General features: G+C 71.1%; 22 protein-coding genes. 13 read left to right on the top strand and 9 right to left on the bottom strand.

Features of this window, described 5'->3' with window-relative positions:
• The first annotated feature begins 62 nt into the window (after positions 1-62).
• The 10 genes from BM314_RS09935 (at position 63) to BM314_RS09890 (ending at position 10,145) form a co-directional block, all read left to right on the top strand.
• On the top strand, positions 63-1,283 hold the full coding sequence (locus BM314_RS09935) for an ABC transporter substrate-binding protein (protein WP_091978022.1): 1,221 nt from the start codon (positions 63-65) through the stop codon (positions 1,281-1,283).
• 56 nt (positions 1,284-1,339) lie between these two features.
• Positions 1,340-2,227, top strand: a complete 888-nt coding sequence (locus BM314_RS09930) for a branched-chain amino acid ABC transporter permease (protein ID WP_091978021.1) — start codon at positions 1,340-1,342, stop codon at positions 2,225-2,227.
• Between the two features lie 11 nt (positions 2,228-2,238).
• Positions 2,239-4,080, top strand: coding sequence for a branched-chain amino acid ABC transporter ATP-binding protein/permease (locus BM314_RS09925; protein WP_244539907.1), 1,842 nt, complete (start codon positions 2,239-2,241; stop codon positions 4,078-4,080).
• Positions 4,067-4,771, top strand: coding sequence for an ABC transporter ATP-binding protein (locus tag BM314_RS09920; RefSeq protein ID WP_020091696.1), 705 nt, complete (start codon positions 4,067-4,069; stop codon positions 4,769-4,771). Before BM314_RS09925 ends, BM314_RS09920 begins: the two co-directional genes overlap by 14 nt.
• A gap of 1 nt (position 4,772) precedes the next feature.
• Positions 4,773-5,579: a 3-oxoacyl-ACP reductase FabG gene (fabG, locus tag BM314_RS09915; protein WP_091978020.1), complete on the top strand. Its 807-nt coding sequence runs from the start codon at positions 4,773-4,775 to the stop codon at positions 5,577-5,579.
• A gap of 40 nt (positions 5,580-5,619) precedes the next feature.
• On the top strand, positions 5,620-6,429 hold the full coding sequence (locus tag BM314_RS09910; RefSeq protein WP_091978019.1) for a shikimate dehydrogenase family protein: 810 nt from the start codon (positions 5,620-5,622) through the stop codon (positions 6,427-6,429).
• Between the two features lie 33 nt (positions 6,430-6,462).
• Entirely contained in the window at positions 6,463-8,085 is a 1,623-nt protein-coding gene (locus BM314_RS09905; protein WP_091978100.1) for a GMC family oxidoreductase, read from the top strand.
• 164 nt (positions 8,086-8,249) lie between these two features.
• Complete coding sequence (gene catC, locus BM314_RS09900; RefSeq protein WP_091978018.1) at positions 8,250-8,534, top strand: muconolactone Delta-isomerase; 285 nt, start codon at positions 8,250-8,252, stop codon at positions 8,532-8,534.
• A 13-nt stretch (positions 8,535-8,547) separates the two neighbouring features.
• Entirely contained in the window at positions 8,548-8,844 is a 297-nt protein-coding gene (locus BM314_RS09895) for a YciI family protein (protein WP_091978017.1), read from the top strand.
• Positions 8,845-8,927: 83 nt separating this feature from the next.
• Positions 8,928-10,145 (top strand): ABC transporter substrate-binding protein, encoded by a 1,218-nt coding sequence (locus BM314_RS09890; RefSeq protein ID WP_042675772.1) that lies wholly within the window; start codon positions 8,928-8,930, stop codon positions 10,143-10,145.
• Between the two features lie 83 nt (positions 10,146-10,228).
• Here BM314_RS09890 and BM314_RS09885 read toward each other — a convergent pair whose 3' ends face one another.
• From BM314_RS09885 to BM314_RS09855, 7 genes are all read right to left on the bottom strand, one after another.
• Positions 10,229-10,957, bottom strand: a complete 729-nt coding sequence (locus BM314_RS09885) for a winged helix-turn-helix domain-containing protein (RefSeq protein ID WP_091978016.1) — start codon at positions 10,955-10,957, stop codon at positions 10,229-10,231.
• Positions 10,958-11,101: 144 nt separating this feature from the next.
• Complete coding sequence (locus tag BM314_RS09880; protein WP_091978015.1) at positions 11,102-11,392, bottom strand: hypothetical protein; 291 nt, start codon at positions 11,390-11,392, stop codon at positions 11,102-11,104.
• 117 nt (positions 11,393-11,509) lie between these two features.
• Positions 11,510-13,396, bottom strand: coding sequence for a CHASE2 domain-containing protein (locus tag BM314_RS09875; RefSeq protein WP_091978014.1), 1,887 nt, complete (start codon positions 13,394-13,396; stop codon positions 11,510-11,512).
• The gene (locus tag BM314_RS09870) at positions 13,393-13,914 is read right to left on the bottom strand and encodes a FecR domain-containing protein (protein ID WP_091678736.1); all 522 of its coding nucleotides are present in this window, start codon (positions 13,912-13,914) and stop codon (positions 13,393-13,395) included. The genes BM314_RS09875 and BM314_RS09870 overlap by 4 nt, the downstream gene beginning before the upstream one ends.
• 23 nt (positions 13,915-13,937) lie before the next feature.
• Positions 13,938-14,618 (bottom strand): Crp/Fnr family transcriptional regulator, encoded by a 681-nt coding sequence (locus tag BM314_RS09865; RefSeq protein ID WP_020091685.1) that lies wholly within the window; start codon positions 14,616-14,618, stop codon positions 13,938-13,940.
• A 310-nt stretch (positions 14,619-14,928) separates the two neighbouring features.
• A complete protein-coding gene (locus BM314_RS30825) occupies positions 14,929-15,069 on the bottom strand; it encodes a hypothetical protein (RefSeq protein WP_210187340.1) in 141 nt (46 codons plus the stop codon).
• 87 nt (positions 15,070-15,156) lie between these two features.
• Positions 15,157-15,636, bottom strand: coding sequence for a cupin domain-containing protein (locus BM314_RS09855; protein WP_091978013.1), 480 nt, complete (start codon positions 15,634-15,636; stop codon positions 15,157-15,159).
• Between the two features lie 233 nt (positions 15,637-15,869).
• On the opposite strand from BM314_RS09855, the gene BM314_RS30960 reads away from it, so the two are divergent.
• From BM314_RS30960 to BM314_RS09845, 3 genes are read left to right on the top strand one after another with little or no spacing between them, the layout of a single operon-like run.
• Positions 15,870-16,175, top strand: coding sequence for a hypothetical protein (locus tag BM314_RS30960; protein ID WP_244539906.1), 306 nt, complete (start codon positions 15,870-15,872; stop codon positions 16,173-16,175).
• A 35-nt stretch (positions 16,176-16,210) separates the two neighbouring features.
• On the top strand, positions 16,211-17,299 hold the full coding sequence (locus BM314_RS09850) for a sensor histidine kinase (RefSeq protein ID WP_244539905.1): 1,089 nt from the start codon (positions 16,211-16,213) through the stop codon (positions 17,297-17,299).
• A complete protein-coding gene (locus tag BM314_RS09845) occupies positions 17,296-17,961 on the top strand; it encodes a response regulator (protein ID WP_056521453.1) in 666 nt (221 codons plus the stop codon). The genes BM314_RS09850 and BM314_RS09845 overlap by 4 nt, the downstream gene beginning before the upstream one ends.
• A 33-nt stretch (positions 17,962-17,994) precedes the next feature.
• Here the strand turns inward: BM314_RS09845 and gyrB are convergent, their stop codons facing one another.
• Positions 17,995-20,439, bottom strand: a complete 2,445-nt coding sequence (gene gyrB, locus BM314_RS09840; RefSeq protein WP_091978012.1) for a DNA topoisomerase (ATP-hydrolyzing) subunit B — start codon at positions 20,437-20,439, stop codon at positions 17,995-17,997.
• A gap of 178 nt (positions 20,440-20,617) precedes the next feature.
• The gene (locus tag BM314_RS09835; RefSeq protein WP_091978011.1) at positions 20,618-21,580 is read right to left on the bottom strand and encodes an aldo/keto reductase; all 963 of its coding nucleotides are present in this window, start codon (positions 21,578-21,580) and stop codon (positions 20,618-20,620) included.

The raw sequence follows: 21,580 nt of genomic DNA, 5'->3' as shown, positions 1-21,580 counted from the left end.
ACGATTGACCCGACCGAAAGGCGCGCGAAGCGCCGGGTCGACGACTGACACGGGAGGAAACGATGAGAGTTCTGGCGCGTGCACTCGCCGCCGCCCTCGTGCTGGGCGCCGCGGCCCAGGCGGCGGGACCGACGACGGCCCGAGCCGCCGACGTGAAGTTCGGCGCGCTCTTCCCGTTCAGCGGGCAGCTCGCCCTGCTCGGCGAGGAGAGCGCCCGCGGCGTCGAGATCGCCGTCGACGAGATCAACGCCGCCGGCGGCGTCCAGGGGCAGAAGGTGGTGCTCGCCCGCGGCGACGCCATCGACAACAACCAGGCGATCGGCGAGGCACGCCGCCTCATCTCCCTGGAGAAGGTGGCGGCGATCTTCGGCTCCTACTCGTCCGCCCGCTCCATCGCCGCGAGCCAGGTGGCCGAGCTGTCCGGCATCCCGTATTTCGAGCTCGGCGCGGTGGCCGAGGAGGTCACCGGGCGCGGGCTGCAATACCTCTACCGCACCAACCCGACGGCCGAGGACATGGCCAAGCTCGCGGTGGAGATGATCGTCAACAAGGTCGCCGCCGGGCTCGGCAAGAAGCCCGAGGACCTGAAGATCGGCATCATCTACGAGGATTCGAGCTACGGCACCTCTGTGGCGGGCTTCCAGAAGAAGTTCGCCGCCCAGGCCAAGCTCAACGTGGTGACCGCGCAGGGCTATCCCGCCTCGACGGTCGACATGTCCTCCCTCGTCCTCGACCTGAAGGGGCGCGGCATCGACGTCCTGCTCCAGACGTCCTACCAGAACGATTCCGTGCTGTTCCTGCAGCAGGCCAACGAGGCGGGCTTCAAGCCGGGCGCCATCATCGGCGGCGGCGGCGGCTACTCGATGCAGCCCACCGCCGACGCGGTCGGCCATAAGGTCATCGAGGGCGTGCTCGACACGGATTTCACACAGTACCTCGTCAACACGAAGTACACGCCCGGTATCGAGAACTTCGTCGCGGCCTACCAGAAGAAGTACGGGAGCGCCCCGCGCTCCGGGCACTCCCTGAACAACTACGTCGGCGCCAAGCTCATCCTCGAGGCCATCGGCAAGGCGAAGGGCTTCGAGCCCGACACCATCGTCAAGGCCGTCCAGGCCATCGACGTGAAGGACGGCGTCACCGCGGTCGGCTACGGGTTCAAGTTCGGCAAGAACAACCAGAACGAGCGCGCCGCGATGATGGGCATGCAGTGGCAGGGCGGCAAGCTCGTCACGGTCTATCCCGACAGCGCCGCCGTCGCGCCCATGGAGATGCGCAAGTAACCGCAGGTCTCCGAAGGTAACAGCGCCGCCGTCACGCAGGTCCACGGAGATCCGGGATGGACGTCTTCCTCCAAGTGCTCGCCAACGGGGTGATGCTCGGCGGCCTGTTCGCGATCGTCAGCGTCGGGCTGACCCTGATCTTCGGTATCGTGAAGGTCGTGAACTTCGCCCACGGCGAGTTCCTGATGGTCGGGATGTACCTGACCTATCTCGCGGTGACCGGGCTCGGATTGCACCCCTTCGCGGCGGTGATCCTCGTCGTGCCGGTCCTGTTCCTGCTGGGCGCCCTCACCCAGCGGTTCCTGATCCAGCCCCTGCTCGCCGCGGGCGACCATCACATCCAGATCTTCGCCACGGTGGGCCTGTCGACGGTGCTGATCAACCTCGCCCTCCTCGTCTTCGGCGCCGACATCGCCAACACGCCGCCGTCGGGCCTGCGCCAGCCGCTGGAGATCGGCCCGGTCCGGGTGCTGCTCGGGCAGGTGGTGATCCTCGGATCCGCGATCGTGCTGGTGGCGGGGCTCCAGATGTTCCTGGCGCGCACCCGCACGGGCCGGGCGATCCGCGCGGTCGCCCAGAACCGCACGGCGGCCGAGCTGATGGGCATCGACGTCGACCGGATCTACGCCCTGACCTTCGGCATCGGCGCGGCCTGCGTCGGGGTGGCGGCGGTGCTGATCGCGCCGCTCTACCCGACCTCGCCCAACAGCGGCACCTACTTCGTGCTGATCGCCTTCGTGGTCGTCGTGCTCGGCGGCCTCGGCTCCATCCGCGGCGCCTTCGTCGGGGCGATCCTGATCGGCCTGATCGACAGCGTCACGGGCTTCTACGTCGGCGCCGACATGCGCGAGGTCGCGGTCTTCGGCGTGTTCCTGGCGATCCTGATATTGAAGCCCTCGGGCCTCTTCGGGCGGCAGCTGCGGCTGTCCCACGTCTCGCCGTGAGGGAGCCCGCGATGACCGATATCCCGCTCGCCGCAGCACCGTCCGCGGCCCCGACAGCCGCACCGTCCGCCGCACCGTCCGCCGCATCGTCCGCCTTCCCGCGCCGGGGCGCGGCGGCGCTGGCGCTCGTCCTCGCGGCCCTGGTGGCGGTGCCGGTCGCGGTCGGCAACCCGTTCATCTACCACGTCTTCATCACGATCTGCGTCTTCGCCGCGCTCTCGACCGCCTGGAACATCGTCGGCGGCTACGCCGGCCAGCTCTCCCTCGGCCACGGCATCTTCTACGGTCTCGGCGCCTATTGCGGGATGCTGCTCGTCGGCGCCGGGATCAGCCCGTGGATCGGCATGGTGGCCGGCGCCGCCCTCGCCGTGCTGGTGGCGCTGGCGATCAGCTACCCGTGCTTCCGGCTGCACGGGCCGTTCTTCTCGCTGGCGACCATCGCCTTCCTCGAAGTCTTCCGCGTCCTGGCGCTGCATTTCCGGGACCTGACCGGCGGCGCCACCGGTCTGATGATCCCGCTGAAGTTCGGCTGGACGTGGATGGTGTTCCGGGACCGCTGGCCGCCGCTGGCCATCGCCTTCGGGCTCCTCCTGCTGACCCTGGCGGTCGCGTGGTGGATGCGCAGCCACCGGATCGGCTTCTATCTCGTCGCCACCCGCGAGCGGGAATCGGCCGCGCGCGCCGCGGGCGTGCGCACGGTGCGGGTGCGGCTCGTCGCCGTGGCGGTGTCGGGGGCGCTCACCGCGATGGTCGGCACCTTCCACGCCATGTATCTGACCTTCATCGAGCCGGCGGCGATGTTCTCGCTGACCCTGTCGATCCAGATCGCGATGTTCGCGCTGATCGGCGGACTCGGCACGGTGTTCGGGCCGCTCCTCGGCGCGCTGCTCCTCGTGCCGATCACCGAACTGGCCCGCGGCTGGCTGGGCGCCAAGGCCCTGGGGCTCCACGGCCTCGTCTACGGCCTCGTTCTGGTGCTCGTCGTCCTGTTCCTGCCCAACGGGCTGATGGGCCTCGTGTCCCGCTTCGCGCGGGCCCGCGCGGGCGGCCGCGGCGCGCAGGCGGCGTCGGTTCCGGCCGTTCCGCGGGCCCCGGAGCGGCCGCCGGTCGGCGCGGACCTGATCCGGGTCGAGGGCCTGCAGAAGCGCTTCGGCGGCCTGCACGTCACCAACGATGTCGGCTTCACGCTCCGGGAGGGCGAGATCCTCGGCCTGATCGGCCCCAACGGGGCGGGCAAGACCACCGTCTTCAATATGATCTCGGGCTTCCTCAAGCCCGATGCCGGCACGGTGAGCGTCCGCGCGCCGGACGGGACGTGGCACCGGCCGGGCCGGCCGTCGGATTTCGCGACGCTCGGCGTCGGCCGCACCTTCCAGATCGTGCAGCCCTTCGCGGCCATGACGGTCGAAGAGAACATCATGGTCGGCGCGTTCCACCGCCACAGCGACGTCCGCGAGGCCCGGGCGGTCGCGCGCGAGACCGCCGAGCGGATGGGGCTCGCGCCCTGGCTCGGGAGCGAGGCGCGCGGCCTCACCATCGGGGGCCTCAAGCGGCTCGAGGTCGCCCGCGTGATGGCGATGCACCCGCGCGTGCTGCTGCTCGACGAGGTCATGGCCGGCATCAACCAGACCGACGTGCGCCGCGCCATCGACCTGATGCTGTCGATCCGCGACACCGGCGTCAGCATCATCGCGATCGAGCATGTCATGCAGGCGGTGATGGCGCTCTCCGACCGGGTGATCGTCCTGAGTTCCGGGCAGATCATCGCCCAGGGCAGCCCGCAGGACGTGGTGCGCGACCCCGCCGTGATCGAGGCGTATCTCGGCAAGGAGTTCGCCCATGCTCACGCTTGAGCGCGTGGATGCCGGTTACGGCGCGACCAGCATCCTGCACGCCGTCTCGCTCGAGGTGCGCGCCGGCGAGGTGGTGACGATCGTCGGCGCCAACGGGGCCGGCAAGACGACGACGCTGCGGACCATCGCGGGCTTGGTGAAGCCCACCCGCGGCCGGATCCTGTTCGAGGACGAGGACGTCACCCGGCTCTCGGGCCACGAGATGGTGGCGCGCGGCGTCACCCTGATCCCGGAGGGGCGCCAGCTCTTCCCCGAGATGACGGTGCGGGAGAACCTGCTGATGGGCGCCTACCGCCGCGCGGCGCGCGAGCGCCAGTCGGAGACGCTCGCGGACGTGCTCGACCTGTTCCCGCGGGTGCGCGAGCGCCTCGACCAGAATGCCGGCTCCCTCTCGGGCGGCGAGCAGCAGATGGTCGCCATCGCCCGCGGGATGATGGCCCGTCCCAAGCTCCTGATGTTCGACGAGCCCTCGCTGGGCCTCGCGCCGATCGTGGTGGCGCAGGTCTTCGCGGTGGTCGACCGGATCGTGAAGACCGGCGCCACCGTCCTGATCGTCGAGCAGAACGTGTTCCACACGCTGCAGGTGGCCGACCGGGGCTACGTTCTGGAGAACGGCGAGATCGTCCTCGCCGACGCGTCCGCGGCCCTTCTCGACAACGACCACGTCCGACGCGCCTATCTGGGGATCTGAGATGACCGAGCGGCAGACGAACGCCGAGGCGATCGCGCGGCGCCCGAGCCACGCCGGCCGGCGCGTCCTCGTCACCGGGGCCGGCCGCGGGATCGGCCGGGCGATCGCGGAGGGGTTCGGCGCGCGGGGCGCCCTGGTGGGCGTGGCCGACGTGAACCCGGACGACGTCGCGGCGACCGTCGCGGCCATCGATGCCGCCGGCGGTCGCGCCGTGCCGATGCGGCTCGACGTCGCCGACTACGCGGCGGTCGAGGCGGCCCTGTCGGAGGCCGCCGCCGCGATGGGCGGCGCGTTCGACACGGTGGTCAACAACGCCGGCATCTCGCCCAAGCACGACGGGGCGGCCCACCGGGTCTGGGAGATGGACCCGGCGGAGTGGAGCCGCGTCGTCGCGGTCAACCTGACGGGGGCGTTCAACACCGTCCGCGCGCTGGCGCCCGCGATGTGCGCGGCCGGGCGCGGCTGGATCGTCAACATGTCGTCGGTGGCGGGCAAGACCCACTCGCCGATCGTCGCCTGCCACTACGCGGCCTCGAAGGCCGGGCTGATCGGGCTCACCAAGCACCTCGCCGCCGAGCTCGGCCCGTTCGGCATCCGCGTCAACGCGATCGCGCCGGGGCGGATCGAGACCCCGATGGTCCGGGCGGTGGGCCGCGCCGTCAATGACGAGCAGGTGCGCCTGACCCCGATGGGCCGGCTCGGCGCCCCCGAGGAAGTCGCCGATCTCGCCCTCTACCTGACCTCCGCCGAGGCCAGCTTCGTCACCGGCCAGACCGTCGACGTCGCCGGCGGCCTCTACATGACGTGAGCCGGGACCGGTCGGACAGGCGATGGACGGGAGGACGGCCATGAGCAGTGCGGTCACCGCGACCGGGATCACCGGGCGGACCCGGGTCTACGGGATCCTGGCGGACCCGATCTACCACGTGAAGGCGCCCGAGGTGATGGGGGCGCTCTTCGCGCGCCACGGCGTGGACGGCGTCCTCGTCCCGCTGCACGTGGCGGCGGACGGCCTCGCCGCCGTGATGGACGGGCTGCGGCACCTGCGCAATTTCGGCGGCTTCATCGCTACGGTCCCGCACAAGACCGCGATGACCGGCCTGTGCGACGCCCTCACCCGGGAGGCCGAGCAGATCGGGGCGGTCAACTGCGTCCGGCGGGAGGCGGACGGGCGCATGGTCGGCACGATGCTCGACGGGATCGGCTTCGTCGAGGCGCTGCGCGCCTCGGGCCTGGAGCCGCGCGGCCGGAGCGCCGTGCTGGCAGGGGCCGGCGGCGCGGCGAGCGCCATCGCCTTCGCGCTCGCCGAGGCCGGTGTCGCCCGCCTGACGATCCTGAACCGCACCTCCGACCGCGCCAAAGCGCTGGCGGAGCGCCTGCGCGCCGCCTATCCCGGGCTGGCGGTCGCGGCCGAAGGCGTCCAGGCGGAGCACGATCTCCTCGTCAACGGCACGTCGCTCGGGATGCGCCCGCAGGACGCCGCCCCCTTCGACCTGGGCGCCCTCCACGCCGGCCAGTTCGTCGCCGAGGCGATCATGGATCCGGAGATTACGCCGCTGCTCGCCGCCGCGCTGAGGGCGGGCTGCCGCGTCCAGAAGGGCCTGCCGATGCTGGAGTGTCAGATCGCCCTGATGGCCCGCCACATGGGCGCCCTCTGAGGCGGGAACCGGGGACTGAGCTTGGGGCGCACCGTGGGACCGACCGACATCGACGCCGTCGCGGCCGGCGCGTTCGACTACGTGATCGTGGGCGGCGGCACCGCGGGCTGCGTCCTGGCCAACCGCCTGACCGAGTCCGGGACGCACCGGGTCCTGCTCCTCGAGGCGGGGGGACGGGCGCGCAGCCCCTGGGTCGCGATCCCGGCGGGCTTCAGCCGCCTGCTCCAACACCCATCCTACAACTGGCGGTTCCGGACCGAGCCCGAGGCGGCGACCGGCGGCCGGGTGATCGCGGTCCCGCGGGGCAAGGGCCTCGGTGGGTCGACGCTGATCAACGGCATGATCTACGTGCGCGGACAGCCGCAGGATTACGATGCCTGGGCGCAGGCCGGGTGCCGCGGCTGGGGATTCTCGGACGTGCTGCCCTATTTCCGCAGGCTCGAGGATTACGAGGGCGGCCGCGAACCGTTGCGTGCCCGCGGCGGTCCGCTGCCGCTGACGGAAGTGGCCGAACGTCCTGCGATCGCGGAGGCCTTCATCGCCGCCGCGCAGGCGGCAGGCTACCCGCGCAATCCCGACTACAACGCGGAGAGCCAGGACGGCTTCGGCTACTATCAGGTGAACCAGCGGCGCGGCCGGCGCGTCAGCGCCGCCGATGCCTATCTGCGGCCGGCCCTGGCCCGCCCGAACCTCGCCGTCGTGACCGACGCGCACGTCCTGCGGTTGACCTTCGACGCGGGTCGGGCGAGCGGCGTCGCCGCTCTGGTCGGCGGCCGCGAGCGGCTCTTCCGCTGCCGCGGGGAAGTGATCCTCGCCGCGGGTGCGGCCCAGACCCCGCAGATCCTGGAACTGTCCGGCCTCGGCGATCCGGCGATCCTCAGAGGGCTCGGCGTCTCCGTGCGGCGCGCCCTCCCCGGCGTCGGCGCCAACTACATGGACCATTACTGCACGCGCATGAACTGGCGCGTGCGCCTGCCGGTGACGCTGAACGAGCAGACCCGCGGCCTGCGCCTCGGCCTCGCGGCGGCGCGCTACCTCGCGACCCGGCAGGGCATCCTGGCGCTGGGGACCGGTCTCGCCCACGGCTTCGTGCGCACCCGGCCGGGGCTCGACGGGCCCGACGTGCAGTACTTCTTCATGCACGCGAGCTACGCCAACGCCGCCGAGCGCAAGCTCGACCGCCTGCCCGGCATGACGATCGGCGTCACGCAGTTGCGACCGGAATCGCGCGGGACGATCCACGCCGCGTCGCCCGACCCGCTCGCGCCGCCCGCCATCCGCCCGAACTTCCTCGCCACCGCGGAGGATCGCCGGGCGATGGTCGAGGGCATGAAGATCGCCCGCGCCATCGTCGCGCAGGCGCCGATGGAGCGCTTCCGCGGGGCCGAGCTCAACCCCGGTCCGGACTGCCGGACCGACGCGGACTGGCTCGATTTCGCCCGCCGCGACGGCCAGACGATCTACCACATCTGCGGCACGTGCCGCATGGGCGACGATCCGGATTCGGTCACGGATCCCAGCCTGCGCGTGCGCGGCGTGGCCGGCCTTCGGGTGGCCGACGCCTCGATCATGCCGCGCATCGTCTCCGGCAACACGCAGGCCGCGGTGTTCATGATCGCCGAGAAGGCCGCCGACCTGATCCGGGCCGATGCCTGATCCGGTCTGGCCATCGGGCGCCGCGGCGCGTACGGCAGCCCCGCGCCGGTCTCGGCCGCGTCTCGGCGTCATGTCGGCGTCGTGTCGGCGTCGTCCGGCGCTTCGCGACGCAGCAGACCGCAGGTCAAACGCCCCGGCACGGCCGGCGGCAGAGGTTCGACGTCATGCTCTACATGGTCCACATGCAGGTCAACATACCGGCGTCCCTCCCGAAGGAGGACGCGGCTCGCCTGAAGGCCGAGGAGAAGGCCTACGCCCAGAAGCTCCAGCAAGATGGCCGATGGCGGCATCTCTGGCGCATCGCCGGGCAGTACGCCAATTACAGTGTCTTCGACGTGGCTGGAAACGATGAACTTCACGAAGTCCTGAGTTCGCTACCGCTCTACCCGTATATGGCGATCAGCGTGACGCCGCTGGCGCAGCATCCCTCCGCGATCGCGGCCAACTGACCGGACCACCGCCATGCCTTACATGATCGAGACCTTCGACAAGGCCGGGAGCCTGGACGTCCGCAGGGCGAACCGCGCGGAGCATCTCTTCTACCTCGACCGGATCAAGGACCGGCTCCTGGCCTGCGGCGCGAAGCTGAACGACGACGGGAGCGACGCCGGCGGCGGCCTCTACGTCGTCGACGTCGAGACCCGCGCGGAGGCCGAGGCGCTCATCCACGCGGACCCGTTCTACAAGGTCGGGCTCTTCGAGCGCGTCGAGATCCGGCGCTGGCGCAAGGCCTACCTGGACGGCCGCAGCTATCTCTGAGACCCACGGAACGCAGTTTCGAAGGACAGGCGGCCTTCCGGTACGGGGCAGCCGCTGAAGAACAAGAGATTGGGGAGGAAACAATGATCCGTCGTCCTTGGGTGGCGGCCGCCGCGTTCGGCGCCGCTGCCCTCACCGCCCTGCCCGCCTCCGCGCAGTACGCGGATGGCGGCATCAAGATCGGCATCCTGACCGACATGTCCGGCGGATACTCGGATCTGGCCGGCCGCGGCTCGGTGACGGCCGCGCAGCTGGCGGTCGAGGATTTCGGACGTCCGATCAACGGTCGGAAGGTCGAGCTCGTCTTCGCCGATCACCAGAACAAGGCGGACATCGCCTCGTCGATCGCGCGCCGGTGGTTCGATACCGAGGGCGTCGACGCCATCTTCGACACCAATTCCTCGGTCGCGGGGCTGGCGGTGCGCGAGGTCGCGCGCAGCAAGGGCAAGATCGACATCAACTCCGGCGCCGGCTCCATGGCACTGACCAACGCCGCGTGCTCGCCGACCGGCGCCCACTGGTCGTGGGATACCCACTCGCTCGCGGCCGGCACCGCCGCGGCGCTGGCGGACGATCCGAAGAACACGTGGTTCTTCATCACGGCCGACTACACCTTCGGGCACGATCTGGAGGCGCAGGTCACCCGGGTCGTGAAGGCCAAGGGCGGCACGGTGCTCGGGTCGGTCAAGCACCCGTTCCCCAATCCGGATTTCTCATCCTACCTGCTGCAGGCACAGGCGTCGGGCGCGAAGATCATCGGCATGGCCAACGCCGGCGCCGACACGATCAACACCATCAAGCAGGCGAGCGAGTTCGGCATCCTGCAGGGTGGCCAGAGGCTGGGCGGGCTCAACATCTTCCTGACCGACATCTACTCCGTCGGATTGCCGGCGGCGCAGGGCATGATCCTGACGACGGGCTTCTACTGGGACATGGACGACCAGACGCGCGCCTTCGCGCGGCGCTTCGGCGAGCGGATGGGAGGGCGGATGCCGACCATGGTCCAGGCCGGCGACTACTCGGCGGTGCTCCACTTCCTGAAGGCGGCCGAAGCCGCCGGCACGGATGACGGCCTGAAGGTGATGGCCAAGATGCGCGAGCTGCCGATCCAGGATTTCTTCGCCCGCAACGCCACGCTGCGCCCGGACGGCCGCATGGTCCACGACATGTACCTCGCCCAGGTGAAGTCCCCGGCGGAATCGACGGGGCCCTGGGACTTCTACAAGATCCTGAAGACGATTCCGGGGGACCAAGCGTTCCAGCCGCTCTCCGAGAGCACGTGCAAGCTGGTGAAGGGCTGACGCGCGCCTTCGCGGCTCGTCGCCTACGGGGGAGCGCGGGCCGTGCACCCCTGTCTCCACCAGGGTCGCCGCTCGCGACGGCCCTAGTGGGATGTGCTCTCGACCGCGGCGGCGAAGACGTAGCCGACCCCGCGCTGGGTCACGATCAGCTTCGGGTCGCTGGGCCTGCGCTCGATCTTCCGGCGCAGCCGCAGGATCTGCACGTCGATGCAGCGATCGAAGACGTCGTCGTGGACGCGGGTGACCTGGAGCAGGTACTCGCGGCTGAGCGGACGCTGAGGTGCGTCGAGGAACGCCGCCAGGAGCGCGTAGTCGCGCTTGCCCAGGACGACCTCTTCCCCGTCGGGATTGATCAGACGCCGGCGTCGACGGTTCAGGACCCAGCCGTCGAAGCGCCGGCACGGCGCCTCCGCCGGTCGGGACGAGGCCTGCGCCGCGACGCGGCGGAGGACGACGCGCACGCGCGCCAGGAATTCGCGCAGGCCGTAGGGTTTGACGATGTAGTCGTCGGCGCCGAGTTCGAGGCCGAGCACGCGGTCGAACTCCTCGCAGCGATGGGCCGTAGTCAGGATGACGGGAACATCGCTCACCGCGCGCAGGTCCCGCAGCAGGTCGAGGCCGTTCTCCGCGCCCGGGCGAAGATTGAGCACCACGAGGTTGAACTGCGACGGATCCGCGAGCTCTCCGCGCGCCTCGGCCCGCGTCGACGCCGGGACGACGTCGACTCCGTGCGCGTCGAGGTATCCGGAGACGACACGCTGAACCTCCGCGTCATCGTCGACGAGCAGAATGCGCAGGCCGTGGCGATGCATGGGCGATGCTCCTCCGGGGTCCCGATTGGCGCGATCTTCGGAGCAGCGGCCCGAGGGTGTCCGGCCGTCCCGGGGCGGCCGGAGGCGCGTCGTCATCCCCTCGCCTGTCGATCGGCCTGGCCGCTGCTCCCGCGGCGTGACGGCTCAGCGGCAGGCCCGCTCGTAGCGGCCCCACACCGGGCTGAAGAACAGGTGACAGTCGCCGAAAAAGCCGCCCGCGACGTATCCGCCCGCCGGGCTCCACCAGCCATGGCCGCCGAAGCGGTGATGGAAGCCGTGATGGAAGCCCCCGTGGTGGAAGCCGTGATGGAAGCCGCCATGGTGCCCGAAGCTTCCGTGCCCGAAGCCGCGCGCTTCGGCTCGTCCGGGCACGGTCGCCAGGGCGGCGAGGGCGAGACAGGACAGGATCGCTGTCTTCGTCGAGGTGATCGTCATGAGATGTCTCCCGTTGCGATACGGGGACGATGCACCGGAGAGCCCGCGGTGGACTGTGACCCGGGTCACAGTTTCAGTGTGATCCTCCGGCCGGCCAGCGACGCGCTCGGGGAGCGGCTAGGACGTCGTCGCGCGCGGGTGCCGCAGCCAGACCTCGAGGGGCTGGCTGCGGCCGCGGATCGCCGCGGTCCGGCTCTCGAATCCTCCCTCGGACCACTCGACCCCGGCGGCGTGCGCCAGCTCGGCGCTGAGTGCCAGGCGGGCGTGGGCGTCCGCCGCGACCGCCAGCAGGCGGCTCGCCACGTTGACCGTGTCGCCCGTCGCGGTGATGTGCTGGTTGGTGTCGCTGCCGAGGCGCGAGAGGATCACCGGCCCGTAATGCGCGCCGATGCGCAGATCCAGGGCCGGCCCGGCCCCGTGCAGGACCGGGCTGTCCGCGATCCAGGCGCGCGTTCGGACGATGAGTTCCTCCGCGGCCTGGACGGCGTGCGTCGCCTGGTCCGGGTCCGGATCGAGGGCGCCGAACAGGATCATGGCGCCGTCGCCCATGAAGTTCACCACGACGCCCCCGCGCAGGGTCACCGCTTCGTCGACGAGATCGTGGAACGTCTTGAGCATCGCCCGCGTCCGCGCCGGGCCGAGCTGCTCGCTCCGGCGCGTGAAGCCGGTGAGGTCGACGAACAGCACGGGGATGTCGCGCGCGACCGGCTCGGCGAGGTAACCCGGATCGCGCGCGAGCCGCTCGGCCAGGGCGGCAGGCTGCATCCGCCGCAGCACCTGCTCGGACCGCGCCACGCGCGCGCTCTGGCGGCGCTCGAGCGTCTGGCGGCCGACGGCGCAGACCAGCGCCGGCAGTCCCACGGCCGCGAGCGGCAGGGCGGCGCTCAACCAGATGCCGTGGGCGAACGCGACGGCGCCCGCGGCGAGCCATCCTGCCGTCGCGAGCAGGACCAGGATCAGGCCCGGGCCCGGCGGCAGCAGCGCGATGGCGAGCGCGGACCCGACCGCCAGGAGGACCGAGGCCGCGGCGTCTCGCTGCCGCACGCCGGCGTCCCGGACGAGGGCGTCCCCCGTGGTGAGGTGGGCGATGCCGGTGGCAAGGAGTTCGACGCCGGGCAAGACGGGATCGAACGCGGTGGCGAAGGTGTCGCCGCCGCCGAGCGCGGTTACGCCGATCACGACGATGCCGTCCGAGAGCGCCGCGGCCGGCGCCGTCCCGTCGAGGAGGACGGCCGCGCTCACCGTCGCGATCGTGCGTCGCGGACCGTAGGGGCGCAGCGGGAGGTGATAGCCGAGGTCCAGCGACAGGGCGCGGTCGCCGATCTGGACGCGCCCCTTGCTGAGCACGGGGTCATTGCGCGCCGCCAGGGCGGCCGCGCGCAGCACGAAGGACGCGGCGACGCCGTCGGCCGTGCGCACGACCAGGGGGAGATGGCGGGGTACGCCCGACGCGTCCTCGGCGACGTTGACGACACCGGACGCGACGTCTTCGCCGAGCTTCGGCGACGGCCGGTGGAGCGCGGTGGCGAACGGGATGCCGTCCTCGCTGGCGCTCCCGTCGAAGACCGCAGCCGAAGCCAGGATCGCTGCGGTCTTCCCGAGGGCGACGGCGAGCGCGCTGTCCGCCTCCGGCTGCCGCCCCGCCTCGAGGAAGAGCACGTCGACGGCGATCACGCGCGGGCGGGCCTCCGCCACCCGCTCGACGATCCGCGCCATCGTGGTCCGCGAGACCGGGAAGCCGCCTTCGCGCCGCACCGTCGCGTCGTCGATCGCCACCACCGTGAGGTTGGCGGGCGGCGTGCGCGGGCCGGCGAGCCGCAGGCGCAGGTCCGTGAGGGCGGATTCCAGGCGATCGAGGGGCGTCGCGCGCCCGGCGATATGGAGATGGCCGAGCCAGGCGCCCCAGGCGAGCGCGCCGAGCGACGCGGCGAGCAGGAAGACGCGCCGCGCCAGCCGGAAGGTCCGGTCGGGCGTCGGAGCCGCCGGCCGACCGGCCTCGCTCAACGCCCGAACCGCTCGAGCAGGCTCCTGACGCGCTCCTGGGGCCAGCGCCGGACCTCCAGAGGGTCGCGGCCGTCATCGACGTCGACCCCCTCGCCCGGCCCGAGCGTGACGGCGACCTGCGGGTCGGTGCGCCGGGCGACGTCGACCCGTCCCTGCGCCACGAAGACGGAGGTGCGCGCCCGCGTCACGTCGACGGCGTAGACCGTGCCCCGCACCGAGGCCACCGCGTGGGGGGTGAGGATCTGGAAGCCGTCGCGGCGGACGCGGCGGCTCGCCGGGATCGTGACGAAGACCGCGTTGCCGCCGATCTCGGCGCCCTTGAGATGTCCGTCACCGTCGGGACCCACGGGGCGCAGGCTGCCCGCGCGCTCGGTTTCGAGCGTCAGGCCGTCGGCGCAGTGCAGGATCCGCAAGGGCGGATCGAAGCGTGTCGTCTCCGTACATCGCGTCTGCGCTGCGGCGCTCGACGCCGCGAGGGTGAGGGCGGCCGTGGCCGCCAGGCGCGCTGTCGTTCTCATGCGGTGAAGCCCTGTCGCCCCGATCATGTCTGCGCCCGCGCGCCCAGCGCGACGAGCCGGTGTGAGGCCCGCACGGTCACGCGCGCGCGGCCGAGATCGATGAGGCCCGATCTCTGCCAGTCCTGCAGGACGCGGTTCACGCTCTCCCGCGCCGCGCCGACGAAGGCCGCGAGTTCCTGCTGCGTCACCTGGATCTCGGCGCCGTAATCCTCCGACAGCATGATCAGGCGCCGGGCGAGGCGCATGTCGAGCGGCAGCAGCGTCGCCTCCTCCATGCGCGCGCTCATCCAGCGCAGGCGCTGGCACAGCAGGCCGATGATCCGGACCGCCAGGGCGGGATCGCCGTGGAGCAGTTTGAGGAAGGCCCGCCCCTCGACGACGAACAGGTCGGCCGGCTCGAGCGCCACGGCTTCGGCGGTCCGTGGATGGCCGTCGAGGAAGGCGATCTCGCCGAAGACGTCGCCCGGCCCGAGCAGGTTGAGGGTGACCGCGCGCCCGTCGTCGGAGCCGGCCCCGATCCGGATCTGCCCGCGCCGCACGGCGTAGAGGGCATCGCCCGGATCGCCTTTCTGGAAGAGGATCTCGTGTCGCGCGAGGCTGCGCGTCGTGCAGAGCCCGGCAATGGTCTCGATCGCCTCCGGACCAAGCTCAGCGAAGAACGCGTTGGCCTTCAGAAACCGAACGAGCGTGTGCGGCGTGCTCACGACTGCATCTCTCCCGCCGTCGAGCTGGGGCTTATGCGCGTGTCGAGGGCCGATTAGCAAGGCTTACACTGCGAGAGCGGAGGAAGATCATGGGCTCCGCCCGCGGGCGTGCTCACGGCGGCGACGATTGTTACAGGCCGCGCGCCCGCTCCAGCATGCCGGTGGCCCGTTCGCCGATCACCCCGCACGGCGCCTGGCTGTCGCCGGCGGCCGCGCGGGGCAGGATCGAGGCGTCCAAGACCGTCCGAACGTCGCGGCCTGCTCGGGCGATGCAGCCCTGGAGCCGGTCGGTGACCGCGGCAGCACGGATTCAGTCCGCCCTCGCCGCGCCGGACGGGCGGAACGCCCGCGCGCTGCCGCGGGCGCGGCAGAGGTCGGCGCGGGCCGCGGTCGCCGTCACGTCGGCCGAGTGGGACAGGTCGTTCGCCTCGATGACCGGCGGCGTCGCCATGTCGGCGTGCCGCGCGCGATCAGGCTTCTCGAGAGCGTCTGCGGCGGGTCGGAGCGGCTGTCGCGCGGATCGTACCCCCGTGGACGATCACTTGTCCGAGCGCGTCTTCCTCGGATCGTCGGAGGGGTTGATGTAGTCGAGCCCGAAGGGCCCTGTTCCCGAGACCTGGATCACGGCCGGGTCGCGCGTCGTCCAGAGCGCGTGGGGCATCTTGGCCGGCAGATACAGGAAGGCACCCGGCCGGAGAGACTGACCCCGGCTCGCGTCGATCGTCTTCCCCATGTCGTGGACGAGTGTGCCGGACAGCAAGGTCACGCTCTCGTCGGTCGCGTGCGTGTGCGGAGCGATGACGTAGTTCGGCGGGAACCGGAGCCTGAGCGTGAACGGTCCGGGCTTGTCCGGATCGCCGGCGATGATGCTGATCTCGCTGCCCGTCGGGAGGGAGGGCGGCGCGGCGCGCCACTGGACGGCGTCGTCACCGGTGACCATGACCATCTCGCCCGCGCGCGCGTCCGGCGCGAGGCATGCGAGAAAGAGGGCGAGACAGCAGCTCTGGCGCAAACGCATCGACAATCTCCAGATCGGCGCTGGGGCGAGCCCGGATCGAACCTGTCCGCTGACGCCGAGCCCGCTTTACCGTCGGCGGCGCTCGCGACAGGGTCCGTCCTGTTAGACCGCGCGCCTTCGGACCCGCTACGGCAGAACGCCCGTACCGACCCGGGCAAATCGCACGACCTTGCCGCGGACCCTTCCAAGACGGTCGCGGGCTCGCGTACTCTCGGCCTTTCGGGAGAACACGGGTGACACCCTTCAGGCTCAAGCAGGTCCTGGCCGTCTGGGACTCGCGCGAGCTGGATCTCAAATGGGCCCTCGTCGGCCGCATCGCGCTGATCGCGATCCTCTGCGCTGCCGGAGCGGCCGCCTACGCGATGCACGACGTCGCGGCGAAGACCCGACACCGAAACGCCGAGACGGCCGATGAGGTGCACAAGCAGCTCCGCCTCCAGCTCCTGCGAATCGAGCGGGCGGCCGACATTCCCCAACGCTTCCCGAATGGGAGATCGTCACCCGGTACGCTCTGCAACCGGGCCAGTGCGTGCAACTGATCCCGGCGGCGGCCGGTCCGACACGGTCGAGCTGCTTGGGCGTCGAGGCGCACGCGCGCGCCGCACCCGACTGGTTCGCGACGCTCTACCGGTTCCTCTTCTTCGCCGGATCCACCGTCAGCCTGCCGCTCGGGCATCAGGGGTCGCGGATCGGGATCGTCGAAGCGGACATCGATCCCGACGCGGTCGTCGGGTCGGCGTGGATCGTGCTGAAGCAGGTGTCCGGCGCTCTCGCGGCCATGACCGTCGTCCTGTGCGTGCTGGTCTACGGCGCGGTGGCGCACGCGCTGCGTCCCGCCAACGAGATCCTGGTCGGTATCGATCGCGTCGCGAAGGGCGACCTCGCGTGGCGTCTGCCCAGCCTCCGCCTGCGCGAGCTCCGACGCATCGCGACGGTCTTCAATCAGCTTGCCAGCCATCTCCAAGTCGCCACGCGGGAACGTGCCGAGCTCGCGCGCCGGCTGATCGATGCCCAGGAGCAGGAGCGGCGGTGGCTGTCGCTCGAACTGCACGACGACGTCGCGCAGCGTCTGACGGCGTTGAGCCTTCTCGCCCGGTCGATCCAGGAGGGCGCGCGCTCCTCGTCGCCTTCGGTCGTGGCCGAGAGTGCCGAACTCGCCACCATGGCGTCGGACGCCGTGCGCGCGCTCCGGAGCACCCTCGCCGCACTCAGGCCGCCCGAGATCGACGATCTCGGGCTGCGGGTCGCGCTCCGGAGTCTGATCGCCGCCCAGGCGCAGCGCGCCGGGGGCCGGATCCACGTCACGTTCGCGGCCGACGCGCAGGCCGATCGCCTGCCCTCCGACGCGGCGGCCCATATCTACCGGATCGTCCAGGAAGGCCTCACCAACGCCGTCCGCCACGCGGCCGCGCGCACCGTCGCGATCGCGCTGAACGTCGCGGAGACCGACGGCGGCGCCGAGGTCCAGCTGATCCTCACGGACGACGGGAGCGGCGCCCCCGTGGAGGCGCTGGAGCGCCCGCATTCCGGTCTCGGCCTGCTCGGCATGCGCGATCGCGTCCACGCGCTCGGCGGGCAGATCGTGACGGAAACGTCCCCGGGCGGCGGGTTCCGCCTGCGGGTCCGCTTTCACGCCGCGCTCGCGGGCGACGAGGTGTCATGACCAAACGGCGCATACGCGTGATGCTCGTCGACGATCACGCCGTCGTGCGGGAGGGCTATCGGCGGCTCCTGGAGCGGCAGCCCGACATGGAGGTCGCCGCCGAGGCCGGGGACGGCGCGGAGGCCTATCGCGCCTACCGCATGGTGGAGCCGGACGTCGTCATCATGGACATCAGCATGCCCGGCCGCGGTGGGATCGACGCCATCCGGCAGATCCGGCAGGTGGATCCGAGCGCCCGCATCCTCGTCTTCAGCGTGCATGCCGCGGTGAGCTACGCGCTCCAGGCCATACGCGCCGGCGCCCGCGGCTACATCACCAAGAGCAGCGCTTCGGATCTCCTCATCGAAGCGGTGCGAAGCGTGTTCAACAACAAGCTGACCCTGTGCGCGGAGATCTCGCACCTGCTAGCCGCGAGCCGGCTGGCGGAGGAGACGTCGCCGATCGACCAGCTGTCGCCTCGGGAATTCGAGATCCTGCGGATGATCCTCGACGCACGGCACACGGACGCGATCGCGGCCGATCTCAGCCTCTCGCCCAAGACCGTCGCGAACTATCACTACGCCATCAAATCGAAGCTCGGCGTCAGCTCGGACGTGGAACTCGTCTACTGCTGCATCCGGTGCGGGCTGATCGATCCCTTCGCGGTCGTCGGAGCGGACTAGAACGCGCGGGCGCGCGGCCCGCAGCGGTGCGCGTCACACGTCCAGGTTCGCGACGCTCAGCGCGTTCTCCTGGATGAACTCGCGCCGCGGCTCGACCACGTCGCCCATCAGCTTCACGAACAGGTCGTCGGCATCGGTGACGTCCTTGACCTTGACCTGCAGCAGCGAGCGCACGTCGCGGTCGAGCGTGGTCTCCCAGAGTTGCTGGGCGGTCATCTCGCCGAGGCCCTTGTACCGCTGGAGCTGAAGGCCCTTGCGGCCGAAGGCCATCACGGCCTCGAAGAGCGCCACGGGCCCGTGCAGCACCGTCTCGTCGGACTTCCGCATCAGCGTGGCCGGCTCGCCGTAGATCTCCCGGAAGGCATCGGCCCGCTCGGAGAGGCGCCGGGCCTCCTGCGAGGTGATCAGCCCGGCGTCGAGGGTCGAGACCTGCCGAACGCCCCGGAGCGTCCGGCTGAGGCGATAGCCGTCCTCGAAAGACTCGCCCTGCCAGCCCCGCTCGATCTCGTCGGCGATCGCGTCGAGCCGGCGGGCGGTCATGTCGGCCAGGACCTCGGCCTCACCCGCCCGCGACGCCGCCTCGGCATCGAAGGCGCCGGCCAGCACCGCCTGCTCGACCACGGAGCGGTCGTAGCGCGTGTGCAGGCCCTGCAGGATGCTCCGGAAGGTCCGGGCCTCCTCGACGAGGCTCTTGAGCTGCGCCCCGGCGAATTCCGCGCCGGTGGAGAGCCGCAGGATCGCGCCGTCGGTGCCCTGGTCGATCAGGTAATCCTCGAGGGCGCGCTCGTCCTTCAGGTAGATCGCCCGGCGGCCGCGCTCGGCTTTGTAGAGCGGCGGCTGCGCGATGTAGAGGTGGCCGCGCTCGATCAGCTCCGGCATCTGCCGGAAGAAGAAGGTGAGCAGGAGCGTGCGGATGTGCGAGCCGTCCACGTCCGCGTCGGTCATGATGATGATGCGGTGGTAGCGCAGCTTCTCCGGGTTGAAGCCCTCCCGGTCCGTGGAGGAGCGCCCGATCCCGGCGCCCAGCGCCGTGATCAGGGTGCCGATCTCCGCGGAGGACAGCATCCGGTCGGCGCGCACGCGCTCGACGTTGAGTATCTTGCCGCGCAGGGGCAGCACGGCCTGGAAGGTCCGGTCGCGGCCCTGCTTGGCCGAGCCGCCGGCGGAATCGCCCTCCACCAGCAGGATCTCGCACTTGGTCGGGTCGCGCTCCTGGCAGTCGGCGAGCTTGCCGGGCAGCGAGGCGATGTCGAGCGCGCCCTTGCGGGTCACGGTCTCCCGCGCCTTGCGGGCGGCCTCGCGGGCGGAGGCCGCCAGCACGACCTTGCCCATCACCGACCGTGCCTGACTCGGATTCTCCTCGAGCCACGTGGACAGGCCCTCGTTGAGGACGTTCTCCACCGCCGGGCGCACCTCGGACGAGACGAGCTTGTCCTTGGTCTGCGACGAGAATTTGGGGTCCGGCACCTGCACCGAGATGACCGCGGTGAGCCCCTCGCGGCAATCCTCGCCGGTCAGCGAGACTTTCTCCCGCTTGGCGACGCCGCTGGACTCGGCGTAGCCGGTGATCTGGCGCGTCAGGGCGGCGCGGAAACCGGCCATGTGGGTGCCGCCGTCGCGCTGCGGGATGTTGTTGGTGAAGGGCAGGACCGTCTCGTTGAACGAGTCGTTCCACCAGAACGCGACCTCGACGCGAATTCCATCGCGCTCGGAGCTGACGACGACGGGGCTCGTCATCCCGTCGATCGGCTTGCGGGAGCGGTCGAGGTACCGGACGAAGGCCTCGATGCCGCCCTCGTAGTACAGCTCCTCGCGCTTCTTCTCGGCGTGGCGGGCGTCGGTCAGGACGATGCGGACGCCGGAATTGAGGAAGGCGAGCTCGCGCAGGCGCTTCTCCAGCGTGCCGTAGTCGAACTCGATCATCGTGAAGGTGTCGGTCGACGGCAGGAAGGTGACTTCCGTGCCGCGCCTTCCGTTTCCGGGCCCGATGATCTCCAGGGGCGCCACGGCGTCGCCGTGGCGGAACTCCATCGCGTGCTCCTTGTCGTTGCGCCAGATGCGCAGGCGCAGCCACGACGACAGGGCGTTCACCACCGAGACGCCGACGCCGTGCAGGCCGCCGGAGACCTTGTAGGAGTTCTGGTCGAACTTCCCGCCGGCGTGCAGCTGGGTCATGATGACCTCGGCCGCCGAGACGCCCTCCTCCTTGTGAATGTCCACCGGGATGCCGCGCCCGTTGTCGGAGACCGTGCAGGAGCCGTCGGCGTTGAGCGTCACGGTGACGAGGTCGGCGTGGCCGGCCAGGGCCTCGTCGATGGCGTTGTCCACGACCTCGTACACCATGTGGTGGAGGCCGGATCCGTCGTCGGTGTCGCCGATATACATGCCGGGCCGCTTGCGGACGGCGTCGAGGCCCTTCAGCACGCGGATGGATTCCGCGCCGTAATCGGCGGGCTCGGTCTGGGGGGTGTCGGCCATGAACTTCCTCGGCAGGCGGGCCTGATCGCGTCGGTGGCAGATGCGCCCTCGGGCGCCCGCGCCTGAACTCTCGCTTGGTCCGCCTGATATAGGGGTTCCGCGTTGAGATTGCACGATTTTACGGGTCCGCGGCGGGCCCGTCCCGTCGCTTTTGTGACGCCCGTCGCTTAACGCTGCGTTAGCCCTCGATGCCGCCCGCGCTCGCCGCATCCAGGCGGTCGATCGCCCCGGGTGCGAGCGTCAGCCGGACGGCGCCGAGCAGCTCGTCGAGCTGCGCCACGGAGGTCGCGCTCGCGATGGGCGCGGTGATGCCGGGGCGGGCGATGATCCAGGCGAGCGCGACCTGGGCCGGACTCGCGCCGTGGGCCTGCGCGACCGAATCGAGGACGTCGAGCAGCGCGAGGCCGCGGGGGTTCAGGTACTTGGCGACCCGGTTCTCCCGCGGGCGTCCCGCCGCGTCGTCGGCACTGCGGTACTTGCCGGTCAGGAAGCCGGCCGCCAGGGAGAAGTAGCCGATCACGCCGATCTGCTCGGCCCGGCAGAGCGGCTCAAGCTCGGCCTCGTAGCCGCGCTGGGCGAGGCTGTAATCGGGCTGCAAGCACTCGTAGCGCGGCAGGCCCGCGGAGGCCGAGACCGCCAGCGCCTCCGCGAGCCGGGCCGCGGTGTAGTTCGAGGCGCCGATCGCCCGGACCTTGCCGGCCGCGATCAGGCGCTCGTGCGCTCTCAGGGTCTCTTCGAGGGGCACTGCCGCGTCGTCGAGATGCGACTGGTACAGGTCGATCCGGTCGACCCCGAGGCGCCGCAGCGAGGCCTCGCAGGCCCGCTCGATATGGGCCGCCGAGAGGCCCTGGCCGGCCTCGCCGAGGTCCATGCCGACCTTGGTCGCCAGGACGATCCGGTCGCGCGCGCCCGGACGGGCCGCGAGCCACTTGCCGATCACCGTCTCGGATTCCCCGCCGACGTGGCCGGGGGCCCAGCGCGAGTAGACGTCGGCGGTGTCGATGAAGTCGAAGCCGCTCTCCACGAACCGGTCGAGGATCGCGAAGGACGCGGCCTTGTCGGCCGTCCAGCCGAAGACGTTGCCGCCGAGGCAGAACGGCGCGACCGTCAGGTCGGAGCGGCCGATGCGGCGCCTGTCCAT

The sequence above is a fragment of the Methylobacterium sp. 13MFTsu3.1M2 genome (genome assembly GCF_900112625.1).
In the GTDB taxonomy this organism is placed as follows: domain Bacteria; phylum Pseudomonadota; class Alphaproteobacteria; order Rhizobiales; family Beijerinckiaceae; genus Methylobacterium.
This window is presented reverse-complemented; position numbering and strand designations above follow the sequence as displayed.